The following is a 19,760-nucleotide window of genomic DNA, read 5'->3' as shown; positions in this document are numbered from 1 at the left end:
TCACCGACTAGATCAACAGGACATCCGCCATGACGAGCAAGGCCAACCAATCCCAGGGCATGTTGCTGTTCCACCTCTCTGCCAGACAATCCTTCGCCATCGGTACCCTCAAGGTGAAGGAGATCGTGCCCTACACCCAGCTCACCGCCCTGCCACAATCCCATCCCACCGTGCTCGGGGCCGCCAGCATGCGCGGCACCACCATCCCGGTGATCGACATGGCAATGGCCGTGGGCTACCGCCCCATCAGCCGGGAGGAGATGCCCCGCTGCTTCATCATCATCACCGATTGCCGCCGCACCCTGGTGGGCTTTCTGGTGCGGGGCATCGACAAGATCACCGAGTGCAACTGGCGTGACATCGAGCCGCCCCCTCCCTCCTTGGGACAGAACGTCTTCGTCACCGGCGTGACCCGGGTGGGAGAGCAGCTGATCCAGTTGCTGGATGTGGAGCTCATCCTGTCGCGGGTCTATCCGGACGATCCCAGCCATCTCTACCCCGTGCTGACCGACGTGCAGCGCGAGCGGCTCAAGCCGATGCGGATCCTGCTGGTGGACGACTCCTCCGTCGCCCGTCGCCAGCTCATGGCGGCGCTCGATTACATCAACATCCCCTACGAGGTCTGCACCAACGGACGTGACGCCCTCACCCTGATGCAGACCCGGGTCTCCCAGGGCACGCGGATCGACATCCTGGTGAGCGATATCGAGATGCCGGGGCTGGATGGTTACGAGCTGGCCTTCGAGGTGCAGAGCGATGCCAAGCTGGCGGGAGCCTACATCATCCTGCACACCTCCCTCTCCAGCGAGATCAGCGTGGAGCGGGCCCATCAGGTCGGCGCCCACGAGGCGCTCACTAAGTTTGAAGCCAACGAACTGATCCAGGCCATGCTGCGCGGCGCCGAGCACCACGATCGCCTGATGGCCTGATGTCGCGGCGAGCCAAGGGCTCGCCGCCCCCTTTTCCTCCTTGCTCTTCCGAGTCGCTGCATGTTGACAGAAAGCCACTTCCACGCCCCCTGGTGGGCGCGCAACCCCCATCTGCAAACCATTTTGCCCAAGTGGCTGCGCCGCTCGCCTGCCCGCTTCATCCAGGAGCGCTTCGAACTCCCGGACGGCGATTTCGTCGATCTGGCCTGGAGCGGCAAACCCGGCCAGGATGAACAACCCCTGGTGGTGGTGTTCCACGGACTGGAGGGGAGCATTCACTCCCACTATGCCAAGGGGCTCTTTGCCCACCTGCAGCGGCAAGGGAACGAGGCGGTGCTGATGCACTTTCGGGGGTGCAGTGGCGAGCCGAACCGGCTGCTGCAGGCCTATCACTCAGGCGCCATCGAGGACGCCCAGGCCGTGATTGCCGAGCTGGAGCGGCGTTTTCCTGGCCGCCCCCTGGTCGCCATCGGCTATTCCCTGGGGGGCAACATGCTGGTCAATCTGCTGGCGCGGGCCTGCCCGGCACCATTGAAGGCGGCGGTGGTAGTGTCGGCCCCGCTGCAACTGGCAAGCTGTGCCGATCGGGTCAATCAGGGCTTCTCACGGGTCTATCAGAACTACCTGCTGCGCACCATGCGAACCAACCTGCAAAGCAAGATCCGGCGCCAGAGCGCAGCACGGGCGCGCTGGCAGCCGACCCAGATCACCCGCATCGCCACACTGAGGGAGTTCGACGAGCTGGTGACGGCACCGCTCCATGGTTTCGAAAGCGCCGATCACTACTACCAGACCTGCTCCGGCCTGGGCCTGCTGGCCCGCATTCCCATCCCGACCCTCATCATTCACGCCGCCGACGATCCCTTCATGACCGATGCCGTCATTCCGGCGGCGGAGCAGCTCTCCCCTCTGGTGCGCTACGAGCTGAGCCGCCAGGGCGGCCACGTGGGCTTCCTGCACGGCTCTCCCTGGCGCCCCCGCTTCTGGCTGGATGAGCGCATCAGCCAGTGGTTGCGGGAACAGACTCAGGGCGCGAACCGGTAACCGTTGCGTCCCTCTTCCTTGGCCTGATAGAGGGCGCCATCGACCCGCTCGAGCAGCATGACGAGGCTCTCCCCGGCTCGCCACTGGGCTATCCCCTGGCTCAGGGTGAGGTGGGGGGCTACGTCGGAATCCTCATGGGGCAGAGCCCTGGCCGCCAGCGTAGCGCGAATGCGCTCCGCCACCTCCTGGCCACCGGCCAGCGTCGTCTCCTGCAGCAACACCACGAACTCCTCTCCCCCGTAGCGCGCCACCAGATCGCCGGGCTCCCGCACACTCTCCTCCAGGCACTCGGCCACCAGGATCAGGCACTCATCCCCCGCCTGATGCCCATAGCGATCGTTGTAGCGCTTGAAGAAATCCACATCGAGCAGGATCACGGTGAGCGGTACATCCTGGGTGGTGCCTTGCGCAATGGCACGCTTGCACGCCTGATCGAAGTGGCGACGGTTGGCTATGCCGGTCAGGGGATCCCGGTTGGCCATGGCATTCATCTTGTTTGCCAGCATCAAGTTGTCGTGTTCCCTTGACACCGCAAGCTCGAACCAGCCGTTGAGCATGCGCCGCCCCGTCTCCAGTACCACCAGCAAGACCCCGACCACTATGGTGTTGACCAGAACAAAGGGCTCAGGACTCCAGGAGGCTCTCACCAACAAGAACAGCAGGGGGACCGACACCAGTGCGTAAAACAGCCGCACATCGCAATACGCGGCGACGAGACCGGTCAGCAGCAACAGACTGACCATGTTGAAAATGAAACTGAAGCCCCCCTTCAAGTCGACGATCGAGATGGTGTAACCCACCATGGCCCAGGCCAGCCCCCAGGCCAGGGCACAGACGCACAGGGACACCAGCCAGATGGCATGGGATTGACGGGAGAGCCAGCCCCACCCGAGCGGCAGCAGCAGGCCAACACCTATCATGGCAAAGAGCTGCCATTTGTAGGACCAGGGCAGGTTGCCGACCAGTACCAGGTGTGCATCCCGATAGATGTAGAAGCGGGTCAGCAGAAATACGAGGGCGATGAGATTGATGACCCAGTACCAGCGCAAACCGGCGCTCAGGGCGCGGCGGCGGGCATCGAACAGGTGCTGTTCGAATTGACCGGAGGGTCGGCGTGCGTCAATGGATTGCATGGCACCCCTCGTCCAAAACGAGACAAATCCCTTGCGCTTGCCGACCAGACACCGACAATATCCGCAACCCACTGAGTGAAGATGAAATCATGATTATCCCCTGGCAAGAACTGGAGCCGGACACCCTCACCAACCTGCTCGAACACTTTGTGCTGCAAGAAGGCACCGAATACGGTGAACAGGATGTCAGCCTGACCGACAAGGTCGAAGCAGTCAGGCAACAATTGCTACAAGGTAGCGCCGTGCTTGTCTACAGCGAGCTGCACGAAAGTGTCAATGTCGTCCCAAAGACTCATTTAAGCAAGTCACCCACTGACGACTTCCCCCAAGCGTAACGCGGTCACGGCTTATCGGGCGGCTCACCCCGCCCTCCCCCTATCCAACTCGCATCATCAGGCCGCATGACCAGTTCGCCACCCAGCAGCACCTATTCCAACGTACCCAGAGCACAGGGCAGCCCTTGTTCACCGCTATTGCCGGGAAGCGTGGGGGCAGCGGGAGGATGACGGCGCACTTGACCGCACTTTGGGCCACCCCTTATAACGGAACTCCCAAGGAAGAGAGAATTCTATGTCCGCCAAGCATCCCATCATCGCGGTCACCGGTTCGTCCGGTGCCGGTACTTCCACCTCCACCAACGCCTTCCGCTCCATGTTCCACCAGCTTGGATACAAGGCGGCCGTGGTCGAGGGGGACAGTTTTCACCGCTACACCAGGCCCGAGATGGACGTGGCTATCCGCAAGGCCCGGGAGCAGGGGCGGCATATCAGCTACTTCGGCCCTGAGGCCAACGACTTCGGTCTGCTGGAGTCCTTTTTCCAGGAGTATGGCCAGAGCGGCACCGGCCAGTATCGGCGCTATCTGCACAGCTTCGACGAGGCGGTGCCTTTCAACCAGATGCCTGGCACCTTCACCCCCTGGCAGGATCTGCCCGGCGAGACGGATCTGCTGTTCTACGAAGGACTGCATGGCGGCGTGGTCACGGGGGAGCACAACGTGGCGCGGCACGTGGACTTTCTCATCGGCGTGGTGCCCATCGTCAACCTGGAGTGGATCCAGAAGCTCATTCGCGACACCTCGGAACGCGGCCACTCCCGCGAGGCGGTGACCGACTCCATCGTGCGTTCCATGGACGACTACATCAACTTCATCACGCCGCAGTTCTCCCGCACCCACATCAACTTCCAGCGGGTGCCGACCGTCGATACTTCCAACCCTTTCAGCGCCAAGGTGATACCCAGCCTGGACGAGAGTATGCTGGTGATCAGGTTTCGGGGCATCAAGCAGGTGGACTTCCCCTACCTGCTGTCGATGATAGACGGCGCCTTCATGTCCAGGATGAACACCATCGTCGTGCCGGGTGGCAAGATGGGCTTCGCAATGGAACTGATCCTGCGCCCCCTGATCCAGCAACTGATCGAAACGGGCAAGATCACCTGAGCCAAGGAGCTTAATGATGCGCGCTGCACTTCTCTCATTCACGCTGGCAACCCTGCTGGGGGGTTGCAGCTCCGGCCCCGCCGCCCCCACGGTCGAAACGGGCACCATGGTGGTTCGCCCGGCGGAGCATTGGACCTACGGGGCGACACCACGCTATGCGCTGGCCGAACAATTCCAGTATGCGGGCAACAGCGCCGCGCCCTGGCTCGAGCCGGTACAGCAGGCCGTCATCCGGCAACTGGACGGCAAAGGCTGGCGCAGCGTTCCCCTGGATGAGGCCGACGTCTGGGTCGCCATCGGGGTAGCTGGCAGCCAGGACATGAGCGATGGCGAGATCTTCTCCCGCCTCGGCATGACACCGGGCCTGAACGCCGCCGCCAATGCCCGCAAGGGGACCCTGGCCGTCGTGCTGCTCGACGGGCATAGCCAGAAAGCGGTGTGGAGCAGCGCCATCCAGCTCGCCAGCGACGTGCCTGTCGCAGAGGAAGCTCGTGGCCAGCTTAGCCAGCAACTGGCCGCCCAGTTGCTGGGCTCGCTACCGTCAGACTGATGTCTCTTTCAACAAAAACGGCCTGCTTCACGCAGGCCGTTTTCCATGCACGCCGTGACGGCATCAGGGTCACTTCAACTCGCAGGTCAGCTGGGTCACACCGCTCTTGACCAGGGTAGCCTGCTTGTCCTGACGGGAGAAGGTAGTCACCCCGTCGGAATAGCTGGCAGTCTCTTTGGGCGACTCGATGCGCCCCAGCTTGTGATAGACACCGGCATAAGGGAACTGCACCATGTCGGCCTGGGCATCATAGGTGATGGCCAGCAACTCTTCCCCGCACTGATACTGGCTGTATTGATACTGGGTCGGCTGCGGCATGCTGCAGGCGGCCAGACCGAACAGGGGAAGCAACATCATCATTTTTTTCATCGCACTTTCCTTATGTCATGGCGTTATCGACGGGACAAACTATAGCGGTCAACCCTCAAGAATTTGATAACTATGGGTAATTTCTACCGCTTTTTCCAACATCAGGGAAACTGAACAATATTTTTCCATGGACAGATCCACCGCACGGGCGACCTGCTTCTCCGCCAGCCCCTTGCCGGTCACCACGAACTTGAGGTGGATCTGCTCAAATACCCGGGGAACGGTATCGGCGCGGGTCCCTTCCAGTTCTACATGGCAGGCGGTCACTGACTGACGGGCCTTCTCCAGGATGGAGACCACATCGATGGAGCTGCAACCGCCGACAGCCAGCAGGATCATCTCCATCGGGCTGGCACCTTCACCCGGGTTGGCGCCATCCAGGGTCACCTGATGACCGGACTCGCTCTCCCCCACAAACTTCATGCCTTCCACCCAGCTGACCTTGGCTTTCATCTCTCATTTTCCTCTCAATGACGACGGTTCTAACGCCCATAGCATACCTCAAGCCGGGGTCGAGTGGCACATGCGCCAGGATCTTGCCCGTTCCCGACGATAAAGCCCCGTTTGTGGCGACAGCAGCCTCTCCTGCGAAACGGACGACGACCCAAAGGGAAATAGATCGAAATCAACATCCGACCTCCTCTTCTTGCCTAGAATGCCCCGGACGACGCAGCAGATGGCGGCTCACCGGTGGACGGCAAAACCCCAAAGCCTTGTCAGCACAGGCAAAGGCTCTTATTCTACTGCGACCAAAGAGTAAGGAATGGCAAGCTTGGCAACTTGCCTGGACGCACAGTCCATAAAAATGACACTACAGAGGAAGTCTCATGATCATTGGCAAACCGCAAAGCGATCCCACCCTTGAGTGGTTCTTGTCGCATTGCCACATTCATAAGTATCCCGCCAAGAGCACCCTGATCCACGCCGGTGAAAAAGCGGAAACCCTCTACTACATCGTCAAGGGCACCGTCGCCGTCCTGATCAAGGATGACGAAGGCAAGGAGATGATCCTCTCCTACCTGAATCAGGGGGATTTCCTGGGCGAGATGGGGATGTTCGAAGAGAACGAGAATCCGGAGCGTTCCGCCTGGGTACGTGCCAAAGGCGCCTGTGAAGTCGCCGAGATCTCCTACAAGAAGTTCCGCCAGCTGATCCAGGTCAACCCGGACATCCTGATGCGTCTATCCGGTCAAATGGCCAAGCGCCTGCAGCACACCAGCCAGAAGGTCGGCAACCTCGCCTTCCTGGACGTGACCGGCCGCATTGCCCAGACCCTGCTCAACCTGGCCAAACAGCCGGATGCCATGACCCACCCGGATGGCATGCAGATCAAGATCACCCGCCAGGAGATCGGCCAGATCGTCGGCTGCTCCCGTGAAACCGTCGGCCGCATCCTCAAGATGCTGGAAGAGCAGGAGCTCATCTCCGCCCACGGCAAGACCATAGTGGTGTTTGGTACCCGCTGACCGGGTTCCGCCGACGGCGCCCGCACAGCGCCGTTGGATAAAAAGGCTGCCCATGGCAGCCTTTTCCGATCCTCTCCCCTATAATCCCGAACGCCCCGCCGTCATGGCCTTCGCCAAGAGAACTCCTATGCACCTTCAATGCCCCCTTTGCCGCAGCCCCCTGCACCTTCATGCCGCCTCCCGCGGGGTCTATTGCGACAACAAGCACCACTTCGATCCCGCACCGGAAGGCTATCTGGACCTCATCCCCGGCAAGAAGAACCCCAAGGACAGCGACAGCCGGGCCCTGCTGCGCGCCAAGCGCCGCTTCCTGGAACAAGGCCACCAACTGCCTCTGGTGGACGCCATGGCGAACCTGCTCGCTCCTCTTGGCGAGCGCGAGCTTGTCCACCTCGGCTGTGGCGAGGGGTACTACTGCCGTGCCCTGGCTGAGCGGCTGCCCGGCTGGCAGGTCGGCGGTTTCGATCTGGCCAAGAATGCCATCTTCGCCGCCAACAAGGCGCAACCGGAAGGCCAGTTCGTCATCGCCGACCCGGCGCGCGCCCCGCTGCTGCCTGGCACGGCCCAGGTGCTGCTGGTCAACGACCTCAAGGTCAAGACGGAACTCCTGGTCAGCTGGCTGGCGCCGGGCGGCTATCTGCTCCACGTGCAACCCGGCCCTCGCCATCAGTGGCAATTGCGCGTCAGCCTCAATCCGGTGAGCATGGAACATCCCCTGAGCTGGCCTGCCTTCACCGGGCTCGTCAGTGTTGCCCAGCAACGCGCCCAGTTCAGTACGGCGCTGGATCAGGGCCTTCGCGAGCACATTCTGGAGACCAGTCGCCTCGGCTGGCGTGCCAGCGGCGAGCAGCGCCACGCCTTCACCCACCAGGGGCCCGACGCCCTCGAGCAGGATCTGCTGCTCAGCCTGTGGCAAAAACCGCTGTGAACCGGTGACATACCATGAAAAAAAGCCCTGACGGGCCTTTTTGACAAAGCGAGTGCGCCTTTCCCCTGACAGGGAAGAGACACCCGACCACGCAGCAAGACAAAAAATGGGGCCCTCGGCCCCATTTTTCATCACGGCAGATCAGTTGCAGCTCGCCGCGCCCTGATCGACCCAGACGGCGGCCTTGCCGGGCTCATCGCCCTTGGTCCAGTACTGGGCCTTCCACTTGCGGCCGTTGTGGCTGGTGACATCACCGCCGTTGTAGACCACTCCGGCATCCCAACTCAGTTGCACCTGGCTCACCAGTTTCCACTGATCGGCGGTGCGGCTCGGCTCGTTGCCCTGGGTCCAATACTTGGCCTGCCACACCAGTTGCTTGTGGCTCACCTTGTCATTGGTGTTGTAGACGGTACCAGCACTCCAGGCCGGATGGTTGGCCGCATCCGGATCGCTGGCCTCGCAGCCACCACCTGTACTGGCCGGCTTGACGGTCAGGCGGGTAACGGCTGTGGCATCCAGCGCCCCATCGGTGACCACCAGGGTCAGATCGTAGGCCGTATCACTGGTCACGTTCGAGCCCGTTACTACCAGGGTCGCGCTGTCCAGACCGGTGGCGCTGAGCCCGGCCGGCACTGTCCACTGATAGCTCAAGGCATCACCATTGGGGTCGGAAGCGGTGGCCTTGATGCTCACCTGCTTGCCGGCCTCGACGGTCGCACTGGCCGGTACGCTGACCACGGGGGGCAGGTTCGGCTGCGGCGCCTTGTTGGTGACCACCACCTGATCCTTGGCCGAGAGCCCCTGATCGTCGGTCACGGTCAGCTCGAACACCAGATTGATGTCGCTGCTGACGGCATCCAGTACCGCACGGGCTTTGGCCTGGGTGGCATCCAGCAGGCTGGCCTGGGGTCCGGAGACCTGTTTCCAGCTGTAGGTCAGCGCCCCGTTTTCCGGATCGTGGGAGGCGCTGCCGTTGAGGGTCACCTCGGCCGGGCCGGTGGCACTCAGATCGCTACCGGCATTGGCAACCGGCGGCTTGTTGACCGGCGGCAGCGTACCCTCGCCGTGGCCCAGCCCCTCGTGCATGGCGTTGAGGATGTCGCCGTTGTCCGCATCAATTTCCCAGGCGAACAGACCGCCGAGCTGGTTCGCCAGCACGTACTGCCCCTTGGCCTTGACCGAGCGGTCGTTGTCAAAGGTGATGAGGTCGCCACTGCTGGCCTTGAAGACATAGGGGGCCTCGGCCGACTCGTCATAGCCCTGCTCCCAGCCTGCGCCCATGCGGTTGTTGACGATGTCGCGGTAATCCACTACGCCATTTTCCCAGGTACCGCTCACCGGTCCGGTAGCGGTGCCGGTGAAGGGGTTGCCGGCCTGGTAGTTCTTCACTCCGGTCCAGCCACGGCCATACATGGCCGCCCCCACCACAATCTTGCCCGGTGTCACCCCCTGACCCAGCAGCGCCTTGACGCCCTTGTCGGTGGTGTACTTGGTGGCCGGATCCCAGCTGGAGGCAAAGAGGTTGGTCTGGTGGGCCAGATTCGTCAAGTCGAAGGCGCCGCTGAAGTCGTAGCTCATCAGGAAGATGTGGTCCATGTACTGCTGGGCCGCCTGATAATCCACCTTGGCAATCTTGTCACCGCCGGCGCTGATGGCCGAGGTCAGCTCATACTGGCGGCCGGTCTCGGCTTCCAGTTCATCGAGCATGGCTCGCAACTCCTTCATCAGCACCACATAGGTGGCGCCGTCATTCGGGCCGCCCAGGCTGGGGTTGGCCCCCTGTCCGCCCGGGAACTCCCAGTCGATGTCCACGCCGTCGAAGAATTTCCAGGTCTGCAGGAACTCTTTGACCGAGGCGACGAAGGTATCGCGCTTGGTCTTGTCACCCAGGAAATAGAAGGGATCGGAGAGGGTCCATCCGCCGACAGACGGCAGGATCTTGAGGTCCGGGTGGGCCTGTTTGAGGGCCATCAGGTTGCCGAAGTTGCCCTTGTAGGGCTCATCCCAGGCGCTGAGGTTGCCTTGGGACATCTGGATCGCCGCCCAGGGATCATGGATGGAGACCTTGAAGTCTTCGCGGCCCGCACAGGAGCGCTGCAACGCCTCGAAGCTGCCGGAGATCTCTTTGAGGCTGTCGTTGATGCCGTTGCCACCGCAGATGGGGGTGAAGCCGTAGAGAATATGGGTCAGGTTCTGGGCCGGGATCTTGTCCACGGTGAACTTGCGACCATAGACACCCCACTCCACGTAGTAGGCCCCCACCACCTTGCCGGACTTGTTGGCGTAGGGCTTGTTGTTCTCCTTGAGGGGCGCATTGAGCGGCGCCAGGTGGCTGCCGTCGGTATCGGCGACCATCAGCTCCTTCTTGTCGGAGAGGGTGCAGCCGTCGGCGTTGCACAGGGCCACCTGCATCTGGTAACGCCCCCCCTTGGTGACCTTGAAGTTGGCGGTACCCGCGGCGGAGGCCGGGCCTGACCACACCTCCTTGCCATCCAGCAGTACCTTGGCGGTCTGTCCGACGTCACCGGACCAGAGGTTCCAGGTCACGCTGACGGGAGCGCCATCCTTGTGGACGGTCACCAGCTGGTTGTAGGCCGAAGCGGCCTGATTGACTTCAACGATGGCAAACTTGGTGGGGCCGGAGCCAATGGTGGGTTTGCCCGGGGCAGCGGCGAAGGCGGAGGTAGTGCAAAGCCCCCCGACCAGAAGCGCCAGCAGGGAAAGTTTTGGACTTAACATATTTGAACTTCCTTATTTCGTTATTGGAATTAACAACGAAAAAGGCAACGCAACCTGCCAGGTAACGCAGACAACATCGCAACCATGGCTTGGCCCATGGACGATACAACCTGTGGTGGCCCCGCTATCCTAGGTACGCAGACCCTTAGACCGGAAGCTTTGCGTCCCGGACTTTCATCCGGTTTGCCTTTTTGCACAACTTGATTTGCGACAAAAATAATCGCCGAATGACTATAGAGGAGAGTCGCTCGGGTGCCACCTGCCAAAAGTGACACCCAAAGGGACTCAACTTTCACCAAAACCTGAAAATAACAACGAAAGAGACGCCATCATCGGCGATCATGACGCCTGGATGGCATCCAGAAAATGTTCAGCCAATGCTCGATTCTGTGAGACCAGTCACTGAACCGGCATCAGCAGGCTGTTCATCAGTGCGCGCAGCTTGAGAGGTTTGACCGGTTTGCTCACGTAGCCGAAGCCGTGCTCACGGATCTGTGCCTGCAACTCGCTCTTGCGATCCGCACTGATGATGATGCCGCCGATACCGTTGCCGTGGGCCAGCCTGATCATGTGCAGCGCCTGCAACCCGGTCTTGCCGTCATCCAGGTGATAATCCGACAGCACCAGCGCAGGCAGGAAGCCGCCGCCGATGATCTCTTCCGCCTGCTCCAGGCTCTGGGCACAGCGCACCTCGCAGCCCCAGCGTCCCAGCAGCGAGGCCATGGCGATGAGGATATCCTCCTCGTTGTCGATGCAGAGGATCCTGACCCCTTCCAGCTGGCTGTCTCGCAGGGCCGGGGTCGTCACCTGGCTGGGGATGACGGGCCGGGTCGCGAGGTTCAGGGTGATGGCAAAGACGGACCCCGCTCCGGGCCAGCTGCGCAGGGAGAGCTGATGACCCAGCACCAGCGAAATGCCGCGGGCGATGGCGAGCCCGAGGCCAAGCCCCTGCTCCCTGGCGGTGCGGGAGTGATCGAGGCGGGAAAACTCGTCGAAGATCGCCTCCTGCTTGCCCTCCGGGATGCCGGGGCCGTTGTCCCACACCTCGATGCGCACCTTATCCCCCATACGGCGACAGCCGAGCAGCACCCGACCGCCGGGGTTGTAGCGAAATGCGTTGGTGAGGAAGTTCTGCAACACCCGCCGCAGCAAGCGCACATCGCTGTAGACCGCAAGGCGGCTCTCCACCACGGAGAACTGGATCCCACCGGCCTGGGCCAGCACGCCGAATTCCGCCTTGAGATTGTCCAGCACATCGCTCAGGGCGAAATCGAGTTTCTTCGCCTTGAACTTGCCCGCCTCGAGGCGCGAGATGTCCAGCAGATCCGTGATGAGATCCTCGGTCGCCCCCAGGGCGTCGTCGATGTGGTGAGCGATGCGGGCCGGTTCGTCCTCCGGGGGCAGCATCTCCAGCAAGGAGGAGGTAAAGAGCTTGGCCGCGTTCAGCGGCTGGGTCAGGTCGTGGCTCACCGCCGCAAGGAACCGGCTCTTGGACTGGTTGGCCCGCTCCACCTGCTGGTTTACCAGCAGCAGTTGGCGGTTGAGTTCGGAGAGCTCGTGGGTGCGCTCGGCCACCCGCGCCTCCAGGTGCTCGTTCGCTTCCCGCAGCACCCGCTCCGCCGCCCTGAACGGGGTGATATCGGTGAAGGTCATGACAAAGCCCCCCGCAGGCATGGGGTTGCCCTGCATCTCGATGACCCGGCCATCGGGACGCTCCCGCGCCGAGACATGGGGGCTGCCACGCTTCATGAAGGCAACCCGCCGCGCCACCTGGGCTTCGATGTCTCCCTGACCGCACAACCCCTGTCCGGAGTTGTAGCGGATGATCTCCTCGATGGAACGGCCCACCTGAATGAGACCGGGGGGATAGGAGAACAGCTCGATGTAGCGTCGGTTCCAGGCCACCAGCCTGAGCTCCCTGTCCACCACGGAGATCCCCTGCCCCATGTGTTCGATTGCCCCCTGCAACAGGCCGCGGTTGAAGCGGAACATGTCGGAGGCCTCGTCCACTATGGTGGCGATCTCCTCGAGCTGCATGTTGCGTCCCTGCAGGGCGGAGGCCAGCACCAGGCGGGCGGACGAGGTACCGAACACCCCGGCCAGCAGTCGCTCCGTGTGAGCGATGAGCTCGGCGGAGGCCTGCATCTGGGGCGCCAGAGTGCCTCCCCGTTCGCCCGCGAAGCGGCCGAAGGCCCGCTTGACGCGGCTGGAACCGACGAAGCGGGCCGCCAGCATCTCCAGCTCCTTCACCGAGACCCGCGCATGATAGAGCGCCGAGGTGTCCCGGCTCGTCTTGCCGACGAAGTTGGCGGCCTGCAGCCGCTCGCTCACCGCCGCCCGAGACAGCAGAGAGCCCGCCACATAGCCGACCAGGTTGAGCAGAAGACTCAGGAAGAGGCACCAGGCCCCCAGGCTCAGATCCCGCACCGCCGGCCAGTCTGGGGGCGCCAGCAGGGCTTCGAGAGGGGAGCCAGCCAGCAGTCCGCTCTCCGCCAGCAGGGTCACGAACCAGAGGCTGACCCCGAGGGCGAGCCCGAGATAGACCCCCTTGCGATTGCCATGACGCCAGTACAGGCCGAGCAGCAGGGCTGGCGCGAACTGGGCCACGGCCCCGAACGAAAGATAACCGATGCGCGACAGACTGGTGAGATCCCCGAGCCAGAGATAGAGCGCCCAGGCCGCCAGCAAAATCAGCAAGATGGCGCCCCGACGCACCTGCAGCAGCAAGCGCATCAGGCGCTCGTCCCGCCCCTGTTGCCAGACCCGGCGCAGCAGGACCGGCAACACCAGATCGTTGCTCACCATGATGGCCAGGGCGATGGTGCAGACGATCACCATGCCGGTGGCCGCCGAGGTACCGCCGAGAAATGCCAGCATCGCCATGCCGTCGAACCCGAGGGACATGGGGAGGCTGATCACATAGGTGTCCGAGGCCATGTCTGCCCCGACCCACTGCTTGCCTGCCAGCGCCAGCGGCCAGATGAAGAGCCCCATCAGGAAGAGATAGAGGGGGAAGATCCAGCGGGCCCAGTGCAGATCCTGCCCCTGGTTGTTCTCCACCACGGTCACGTGAAACTGGCGCGGCAGGCAGATGACGGCGCACATGGCGATCAGGGTGTAGATGGCGAGCTCCAGCAGGCCGCCCGGCGTCACCGCCACCACCGCATCGAGGAAGTCGCCCGCCACCAGGGTACGCGCCTCGCTCGGTCTGGCGATGATGAGCCAGAGCGCAAAGCCCCCCACCGCCATGAAGGCGAGCAGCTTGACCACGGACTCGAAGGCGATGGCCACCACCATGCCCCTGTGGTGCTCGGTGGCATCCAGGTTGCGGGTGCCGAACAGAATGCTGAACAGGGCCAGCAGCAGGGTGACCCCCAGCGCCAGCTCCGCCATGTTGCTGGTGGGGCTGACCCCCGTGCTGTTGGCCATCAGCAGATCGAGCCCGGTGACGATCGCCTTGAGCTGCAGCACCAGGTAGGGAAGTATCCCCATGACGGCGATGAGGCTGATCACCATGGCCAGGCGCTGGGACTTGCCATAACGGGCGGCGATGAAATCGGCGATGGAGGTGATGTGCTCGCGCTTGGCCACCAGGATGAGGCGGGCCAGCAAGCGCCAGCCAAACAGGAACACCAGCATGGGGCCCAGGTAGATGGGCACCGGCGACCAGGGGGATTCGCTGGCCTGGCCCACGGTGCCGAAGAAGGTCCAGGAGGTGCAATAGACCGCCAGCGACAGGCTGTAGAGCAGAGGCTGCCCCTTGGGGCGACGGCGCTTGTTCTTGTCCGCCACATAGGCGATGAGGAACAGCAAGCCCAGATAGGCGAGCGACAACCCGATCAGCAGCCATCCTTGGTGCATCTCTCTACTTCCCTTTTCCAGATAAGTCGGAGGCCTGCCGCGCCAGAGACCGGCAGACCTGTGTCATCGGCCCTGTTCAGGGCTCTCTTCACGCAGCCGCAACACGAAGACCGGCAGCACTACCAGCACCATGATAAAGAAGATGCCGCCTCCCAGCGGCTCGAACAGCACGCCGCAGATCGCCATCAGGGCCGCCACCGTCATGCCGAGGCCGAGCGCCGCATAGAGAGCCTGGGTGGGGATCTGCTGCTCCGCGGGCAACTGGCGGGTCATGAAGCGGATGGCGCCGAGGTGACTGACGCAGAAGGTGACCCCATGCAGCAGCTGGCCGAGCACCAGCACCGCCAGGTCGGTAGAACTGCCGAGCAGCACCCAGCGCACCACGCAGCCAAGGGCCCCCACCAGAAACAGGGTCTGGGCGCCGAAGCGCTGGAGGAAGCGCTTGTCCGCGGCGAACATGGCGATCTCCGCCACCACTCCCAGAGCCCAGAGATACCCGATCAGGGTGCCGCTGTAGCCGGCGCTCTTCCAGTAGATGGCGCTGAAACCGTAGTAGGCCGCATGGCTCCCCTGCAGCAGGGCGGTGATGAGCAGGAAGCGGCGCACCGGTGCCGACCTGAGCGTGACGAGCAACGAGGCCTTGGCCCGCTCCCCTTGCAGCTCCCGGGGGGCGGGTCGCAGCGGCAGCAGACTGAGCCCCAGCATGATCAGCAGCCCGGCCACCATGGTGTGCAGCACCCAGTCGCTGCCAAAGTTGCCCACCAGGGCCCCCACCAGGGTGGAGGCGACGATAAAGGCAAAGGAGCCGCACAGCCGCACCTTGCCGTAGTCGAGGTGAGTCTGAACCACCATGCGGGTGGCAAGCGCCTCTCCCATGGGCATCAGGGTCGGGTAGATGAAGTTGGCCGCCAGGGTCAGCACCACCAGCCACCAGAGGCTGTGGCCCAGATAGAAACCGAGGAAGGCCAGCAGACTCAGCAGACAGAGCAGCCGGGTGACGGGCAGCAACTGGCCGGCCCCCTTGACTCGCCCCATCACCATCAGGTTGCCGGCAAAGCGGATGGCCATGCCCACCCCCAGCAACAGCCCTATCTGTTCAGTACTCACCCCGATGCCTTCCAGCCAGAGCGACCAGAACGGCAGGTAGGCGCCATAAACGAAGTAGAAGGCGCCAAAAAACAGGGCTAACCAGGAGAACGCGGGCATAGGGGCTCGGGCTGCATGACAAGGGGCACAAATGATAACCGATTTCGGGACGGGGATCCCCAGGCGGCATGACAGATAAAAACCATAAATATCAATAAAGTTGAACCTTTGTCACATCCCCCTGTCTATTGGGTAACACCGCTTCCTGATGAGTGTTGCAATCCTTCCACCCGCCCCTGGCGGGTTTCTTTTTTGCAGACGCCGACCTTCATGACAAAAGGGGCCCGAGGGCCCCTTTTCCTGCATGCTGGTCCACGACCATCAGAACACGTACTTGACCCGTGCACTGAGGTTGCGGCCAGGCTCGGTCTGCTTGCTGGTATCCGCGGTGGCGGCAAGGCCGGTGATGCTCTCGTAGCTCACGTACTCCTTGTCAAACAGGTTGAATACCCCCACGTTGAGCTGCAGGTCCTGCACCGGCTTGAACTGGGCATAGAGATCCACCACGCCCCAGCCTGCGCTCTTGATGTTGTCGTTGCCTCGCGCATCCTTGCCCACCTTGTCCATGTCGTCGGCAAAGCGCAATGCGGTGTTGATGTTCCAGTTCGGCTGCTCCAGACGCACCCCGACGCTGCCGTTCAGGGGGCTCAGGCTGTTGATGTAGTTGCCCTCGCCATCCTTGCCCTCGATGTAGGCCAGGTTGCCCCAGACGTTGACCAGCTCGTTCAACCAGTAGTCCGCCTTGGCCTCGGCCCCCTTGGTGGTCGCCTTGTCCAGGTTCTGGTACTGATAGAGGGCGGTGCGGCCTTCGGTGCCCACGGCCGTCAGCTCGATGAAGTCGTCGAACTTGTTGTAGAAGGTGGCCACTTCATAGCTGAACCCGCCACGGCTGCCGCGCACCCCCAGATCGATGCCGTCGCTGCTCTCTGGCTTGAGGTTCGGGTTGGGCTCGATGCGATAGCCATACGCCTGGTGGTTCAGGGTGGAGAAGGCGTTGTCATACATGGGCGCCTTGAAGCCGTGGCTGTACTGGGCGAACAGGTTCGCCGCCTCGTGCGCCTTGAACACCAGCCCCAGCTTGGGAGAGAACTCCCCTTCGGAGATCTTCTTCATGTTCTCGCCCGTGTAGGCGGGATCCTCGTCCGGGGTCATCTTGTAGTAGTCGTAACGCACGCCCGGGGTCAGCACCCAGCGCTCGCCGAACTTGATCTCGTCAAAGGCCCAGAGCGCACTGCGCTCGCTGGTGGTGGAGGGGAAGCTCAGCTCGTTGTAGCCGACGAAGTCACCCGGAACGGTCGGCCCCTTCAAGCGGGTGCGCTCGTTGTCGGTGTGCTCGTATTCCAGGCCCCAGGCCAGACGCTGGCTGGCGAGCGCCTTGTTGAACTTCACCTGGGCGCCCAGGCTCTCCTGCTCGAAACCGTTGTGATCCAGGGAGTTCTTGGTCACATAGGGGTTGCCCGGCATGACCGGATACTTGGACGAAGCGTACTGATCCAGGGTCTGCTTGGCGCGGCTGTAGTAGATCTTGCTGTCCACGCGATCCGCCCAGGGGGCGTTCAGGGCGAGGCCATGATCCAGTACCAGGGAGAGGTTGTCGGTCTCCTTGTCGGTAATGGGCTGGTTGAAGACGGAGCCCGCCTTGGTCAGATCGATGGCATCCGGATCCTGCCCCTCGGTGAAGTAATCCACCGTCAGTTTCAGGAACTGATCATCGGAGAGATTCCACTTGCTCTTGAACAGCACGGCCTGGCTGACGATGTCGAACTCGTTCTTGTCGCCGTCATAATTCTGGGTGACACCGCCATCGCGCCAGGTGTAGCGCAGCAGGTTCTCGAACTCGCCGGTGCGCAGCGCCCCCGTGATGCCGGCCATTCTCTGGTGGCTGCTGGAGGCATAACCCGTGGTCGCATCCAGATAGCTGTCGCGGCCCTTGAGGAAGTCGCCAGCATCCTTGGTGGTGATGGCAATGACGCCTCCCAGAGCATCGGAACCGTAAGCGGCGGAGGCCGGCCCTTTGGCCACTTCCACCTGCTTGATCATGTCGGTGTCGAAGTAGGTCTGACCCACGCCGCCATTCTTGTAGGCATCGTTCTGGCGCACACCGTCCTGCACCACCTTGACCCGGTTTTCGCTCATGCCGCGAATGGTGAAGGTCTGGGCATCTCCTGCGCCTCCCTGCACGCTCACCCCGGGCTCATAGCGGAACAGATCGGCGACGTTGCTGACGACCTGCTCTTCAATCTGCTCCGAGGTAATGACGGCGATGGGACCGGAAACATCTTCCAGCTTCTGTTCCATCCGGGAGCCGCTGACAACCATGACTTCATCGGCTTTCTTGTCTGCGGCGAAAGCGGGGGAGATCAGCCCTGCCGCCACGGCGAGGGCTATCAGGGAGGGGGTGTTGTTGTGCGCCACTGCAAAGTCCTTATTGAGAATAATTATCAATCGGAAGGCATATTACCCCGCCAGAAACAAAGATCAATAATAAAGTGAATCATTCTCATTTCAATTTGTCGTCATTCCCCCTTACACTGGCGCCACTTTTTGCTCGCCATGCCGCCATCCCATGGTGCAGCCTTTTCCCATCCCCTGTTTCTTGAGTGAGTAACCATGATCCGACGACTCCCCCTGCTCGCCCTGCCCCTGCTGCTGGCCGCCTGCACCACCACGCCGCAGAACACACCACCCGAGACCCTCTATCACGCACGGCTCGATACGGCCCAGGGGCAGGCGCTGACCTTCGAGCAGGCGGTGGCGCGGGTGGCGGATGCCGACATCGTGCTGGTGGGGGAGCTTCACACTCACCCGGCCATTCATCTGTTGCAGGCCCGTCTGCTGGCGGGGCTTGACGAGATGTCGCAAGCCGATGGCCGGGCCCTGGTACTCTCCATGGAGCAGTTCAGCCGCGCCGATCAGCCGGTGCTGGATGCCTACCTGGCCGGACGCATCGGCGAATCGGCCCTCATTCGAGATGGCCATGCCTGGCCCAACTACCAGAGTGATTACCGCCCTCTGGTGGAGTTCGCCAAGGCGCAGCACCTGCCAGTGATTGCCGCCAATGCCCCCAAACCTCTGGTGAGCTGCGTCGGTCAGGAGGGAGCGGCCTGGCTCGACAAACTGCCGGTCAATCGCCGCAGCCAGCTTGCCCGCGAGCTAACTCTGGGGGATGACGGCTACCGCCAGAAGTTCATGGCCTCCATGCACCATGGGGATGCGGACGGCAACGCCCGTCGCTTCGCCGCCCAGACCAGCTGGGACGACACCATGGCCGAAAGCATGGTGGATTATCTGGGCAAGCATCCCGGCAGGCGCATCATGCATATCGCAGGCAACTTCCACGTGGAGGGGGGACTCGGGATCGCCAGTCGCATCGCCAGCCGCAATCCGGCACTCAAGGTGGCACTCATCGTGCCGCAAACCGGTGACGAGACAGCCCCCGGGAGAGACGCCGATGTCAGGGTCCGCATCGCTCCCCTGCCGGAACGCTGGCTAAATGCAAAGGAAATGAAGCAAGATATGGGCGCACTGCATCAATCCCGAAGCCGTGACTGCAGCCAATGGTTGCAACCCTCAAAATAGCCCAAGGATTTCATATGGATGTGTTACTCGTCATCGACATGCAACAGGGGTTGTTCGATAACCCCCGCCATCAGGATGCCCAGGTCATCGCCAACATCAATCGTCTGGCCGATCGCGTGCGGGGCCAACACGGACGGGTCATCTATGTGCAACACGACGAACCGGGTTCCGAACTGGAACCTGGCAGTGCGGGCTGGCAACTGCACGCCGATCTGGCCCCGTCTCCCCACGACAGCCGGGTGCGCAAGACCGCCTGTGACAGCTTCCTCGACACCGAGCTCGGCTTCCTGCTGGCAGAGCAGTCGGTAGACAGACTGCTTATCTGCGGCTGTGCCACCGACTTTTGCGTCGATACCACGTTGCGCAGCGCCGCCGCCAGGGGCTTTGACGCCTTTGCGGTGACCGACGCCCATACCACGGCGGACAGGCCGCACCTGAGTGCGGAGCAGATCATCCAGCACCACCACTTCATGTGGCAGCATATGAGCCTGCCTCAAGGCAGAAGCGTGACCCTGCTCACGACGGATGAGCTGCTGGCCACCATCTAACCCGAGCGGGCGTGTTAAGCTGCCCGTC

General features: G+C 62.4%; 16 protein-coding genes and 1 riboswitch. Of the genes, 9 read left to right on the top strand and 7 right to left on the bottom strand.

Going from position 1 to position 19,760, the window contains the following annotated elements; all coding sequences use genetic code 11:
• Positions 1-29 precede the first annotated feature (29 nt).
• A complete protein-coding gene (locus AB7E19_RS00530; protein ID WP_322131516.1) occupies positions 30-929 on the top strand; it encodes a chemotaxis protein in 900 nt (299 codons plus the stop codon).
• A 60-nt stretch (positions 930-989) separates the two neighbouring features.
• Positions 990-1,973: a hydrolase gene (locus AB7E19_RS00525; protein WP_322131514.1), complete on the top strand. Its 984-nt coding sequence runs from the start codon at positions 990-992 to the stop codon at positions 1,971-1,973.
• Here the strand turns inward: AB7E19_RS00525 and AB7E19_RS00520 are convergent.
• Positions 1,955-3,106 (bottom strand): membrane-associated sensor domain-containing protein, encoded by a 1,152-nt coding sequence (locus tag AB7E19_RS00520; protein ID WP_427934437.1) that lies wholly within the window; start codon positions 3,104-3,106, stop codon positions 1,955-1,957. The genes AB7E19_RS00525 and AB7E19_RS00520 overlap by 19 nt on opposite strands.
• Positions 3,107-3,195: 89 nt before the next feature.
• Between AB7E19_RS00520 and AB7E19_RS00515 the strand changes: the two genes are divergently transcribed.
• From AB7E19_RS00515 to AB7E19_RS00505, 3 genes are all read left to right on the top strand, one after another.
• Positions 3,196-3,441: a YheU family protein gene (locus tag AB7E19_RS00515; protein ID WP_010673242.1), complete on the top strand. Its 246-nt coding sequence runs from the start codon at positions 3,196-3,198 to the stop codon at positions 3,439-3,441.
• Between the two features lie 235 nt (positions 3,442-3,676).
• A complete protein-coding gene (locus tag AB7E19_RS00510) occupies positions 3,677-4,546 on the top strand; it encodes a phosphoribulokinase (RefSeq protein WP_010673241.1) in 870 nt (289 codons plus the stop codon).
• Between the two features lie 16 nt (positions 4,547-4,562).
• Entirely contained in the window at positions 4,563-5,096 is a 534-nt protein-coding gene (locus AB7E19_RS00505) for a lipoprotein (RefSeq protein ID WP_043152620.1), read from the top strand.
• A 69-nt stretch (positions 5,097-5,165) separates the two neighbouring features.
• Here the strand turns inward: AB7E19_RS00505 and AB7E19_RS00500 are convergent, their stop codons facing one another.
• Together AB7E19_RS00500 and AB7E19_RS00495 are read right to left on the bottom strand one after the other, a co-directional pair.
• The gene (locus AB7E19_RS00500; RefSeq protein WP_010673239.1) at positions 5,166-5,465 is read right to left on the bottom strand and encodes a hypothetical protein; all 300 of its coding nucleotides are present in this window, start codon (positions 5,463-5,465) and stop codon (positions 5,166-5,168) included.
• A gap of 48 nt (positions 5,466-5,513) precedes the next feature.
• Positions 5,514-5,918 carry an OsmC family protein gene (locus AB7E19_RS00495; protein WP_010673238.1) on the bottom strand — a complete coding sequence of 135 codons (405 nt, stop codon included), beginning with the start codon at positions 5,916-5,918 and terminating at the stop codon, positions 5,514-5,516.
• A gap of 374 nt (positions 5,919-6,292) precedes the next feature.
• On the opposite strand from AB7E19_RS00495, the gene crp reads away from it, so the two are divergent.
• Together crp and AB7E19_RS00485 are read left to right on the top strand one after the other, a co-directional pair.
• Entirely contained in the window at positions 6,293-6,931 is a 639-nt protein-coding gene (gene crp / locus AB7E19_RS00490) for a cAMP-activated global transcriptional regulator CRP (protein ID WP_010673237.1), read from the top strand.
• 127 nt (positions 6,932-7,058) lie between these two features.
• Positions 7,059-7,859 (top strand): putative RNA methyltransferase, encoded by an 801-nt coding sequence (locus tag AB7E19_RS00485; RefSeq protein WP_069651817.1) that lies wholly within the window; start codon positions 7,059-7,061, stop codon positions 7,857-7,859.
• Between the two features lie 141 nt (positions 7,860-8,000).
• Here the strand turns inward: AB7E19_RS00485 and AB7E19_RS00480 are convergent, their stop codons facing one another.
• The 4 genes from AB7E19_RS00480 to AB7E19_RS00465 all read right to left on the bottom strand — a co-directional run bounded on the left by AB7E19_RS00480 (position 8,001) and on the right by AB7E19_RS00465 (position 18,020).
• On the bottom strand, positions 8,001-10,598 hold the full coding sequence (locus AB7E19_RS00480) for a glycosyl hydrolase family 18 protein (protein ID WP_322131512.1): 2,598 nt from the start codon (positions 10,596-10,598) through the stop codon (positions 8,001-8,003).
• Positions 10,599-10,709: 111 nt separating this feature from the next.
• A riboswitch (cyclic di-GMP riboswitch) is annotated at positions 10,710-10,796 on the bottom strand.
• Between the two features lie 201 nt (positions 10,797-10,997).
• Positions 10,998-14,459, bottom strand: a complete 3,462-nt coding sequence (locus AB7E19_RS00475) for a hybrid sensor histidine kinase/response regulator (RefSeq protein WP_427934432.1) — start codon at positions 14,457-14,459, stop codon at positions 10,998-11,000.
• Between the two features lie 63 nt (positions 14,460-14,522).
• Positions 14,523-15,665, bottom strand: a complete 1,143-nt coding sequence (locus tag AB7E19_RS00470; RefSeq protein WP_010673233.1) for a 3-phenylpropionate MFS transporter — start codon at positions 15,663-15,665, stop codon at positions 14,523-14,525.
• 261 nt (positions 15,666-15,926) lie between these two features.
• On the bottom strand, positions 15,927-18,020 hold the full coding sequence (locus tag AB7E19_RS00465; RefSeq protein WP_427934429.1) for a TonB-dependent hemoglobin/transferrin/lactoferrin family receptor: 2,094 nt from the start codon (positions 18,018-18,020) through the stop codon (positions 15,927-15,929).
• Positions 18,021-18,215: 195 nt separating this feature from the next.
• Here AB7E19_RS00465 and AB7E19_RS00460 point away from each other — a divergent pair, with 195 nt between their 5' ends.
• Positions 18,216-19,184 (top strand): ChaN family lipoprotein, encoded by a 969-nt coding sequence (locus tag AB7E19_RS00460; protein WP_322131509.1) that lies wholly within the window; start codon positions 18,216-18,218, stop codon positions 19,182-19,184.
• Positions 19,185-19,198: 14 nt separating this feature from the next.
• Entirely contained in the window at positions 19,199-19,732 is a 534-nt protein-coding gene (locus AB7E19_RS00455; RefSeq protein ID WP_322131508.1) for a cysteine hydrolase family protein, read from the top strand.
• Positions 19,733-19,760 lie beyond the last annotated feature (28 nt).

It is taken from the genome of Aeromonas sp. (genome assembly GCF_050252055.1).
GTDB lineage: Bacteria > Pseudomonadota > Gammaproteobacteria > Enterobacterales > Aeromonadaceae > Aeromonas > Aeromonas caviae.
Note: the sequence above shows the minus strand (reverse complement) of the source record. Positions and strands in the feature narration are given on the sequence as shown.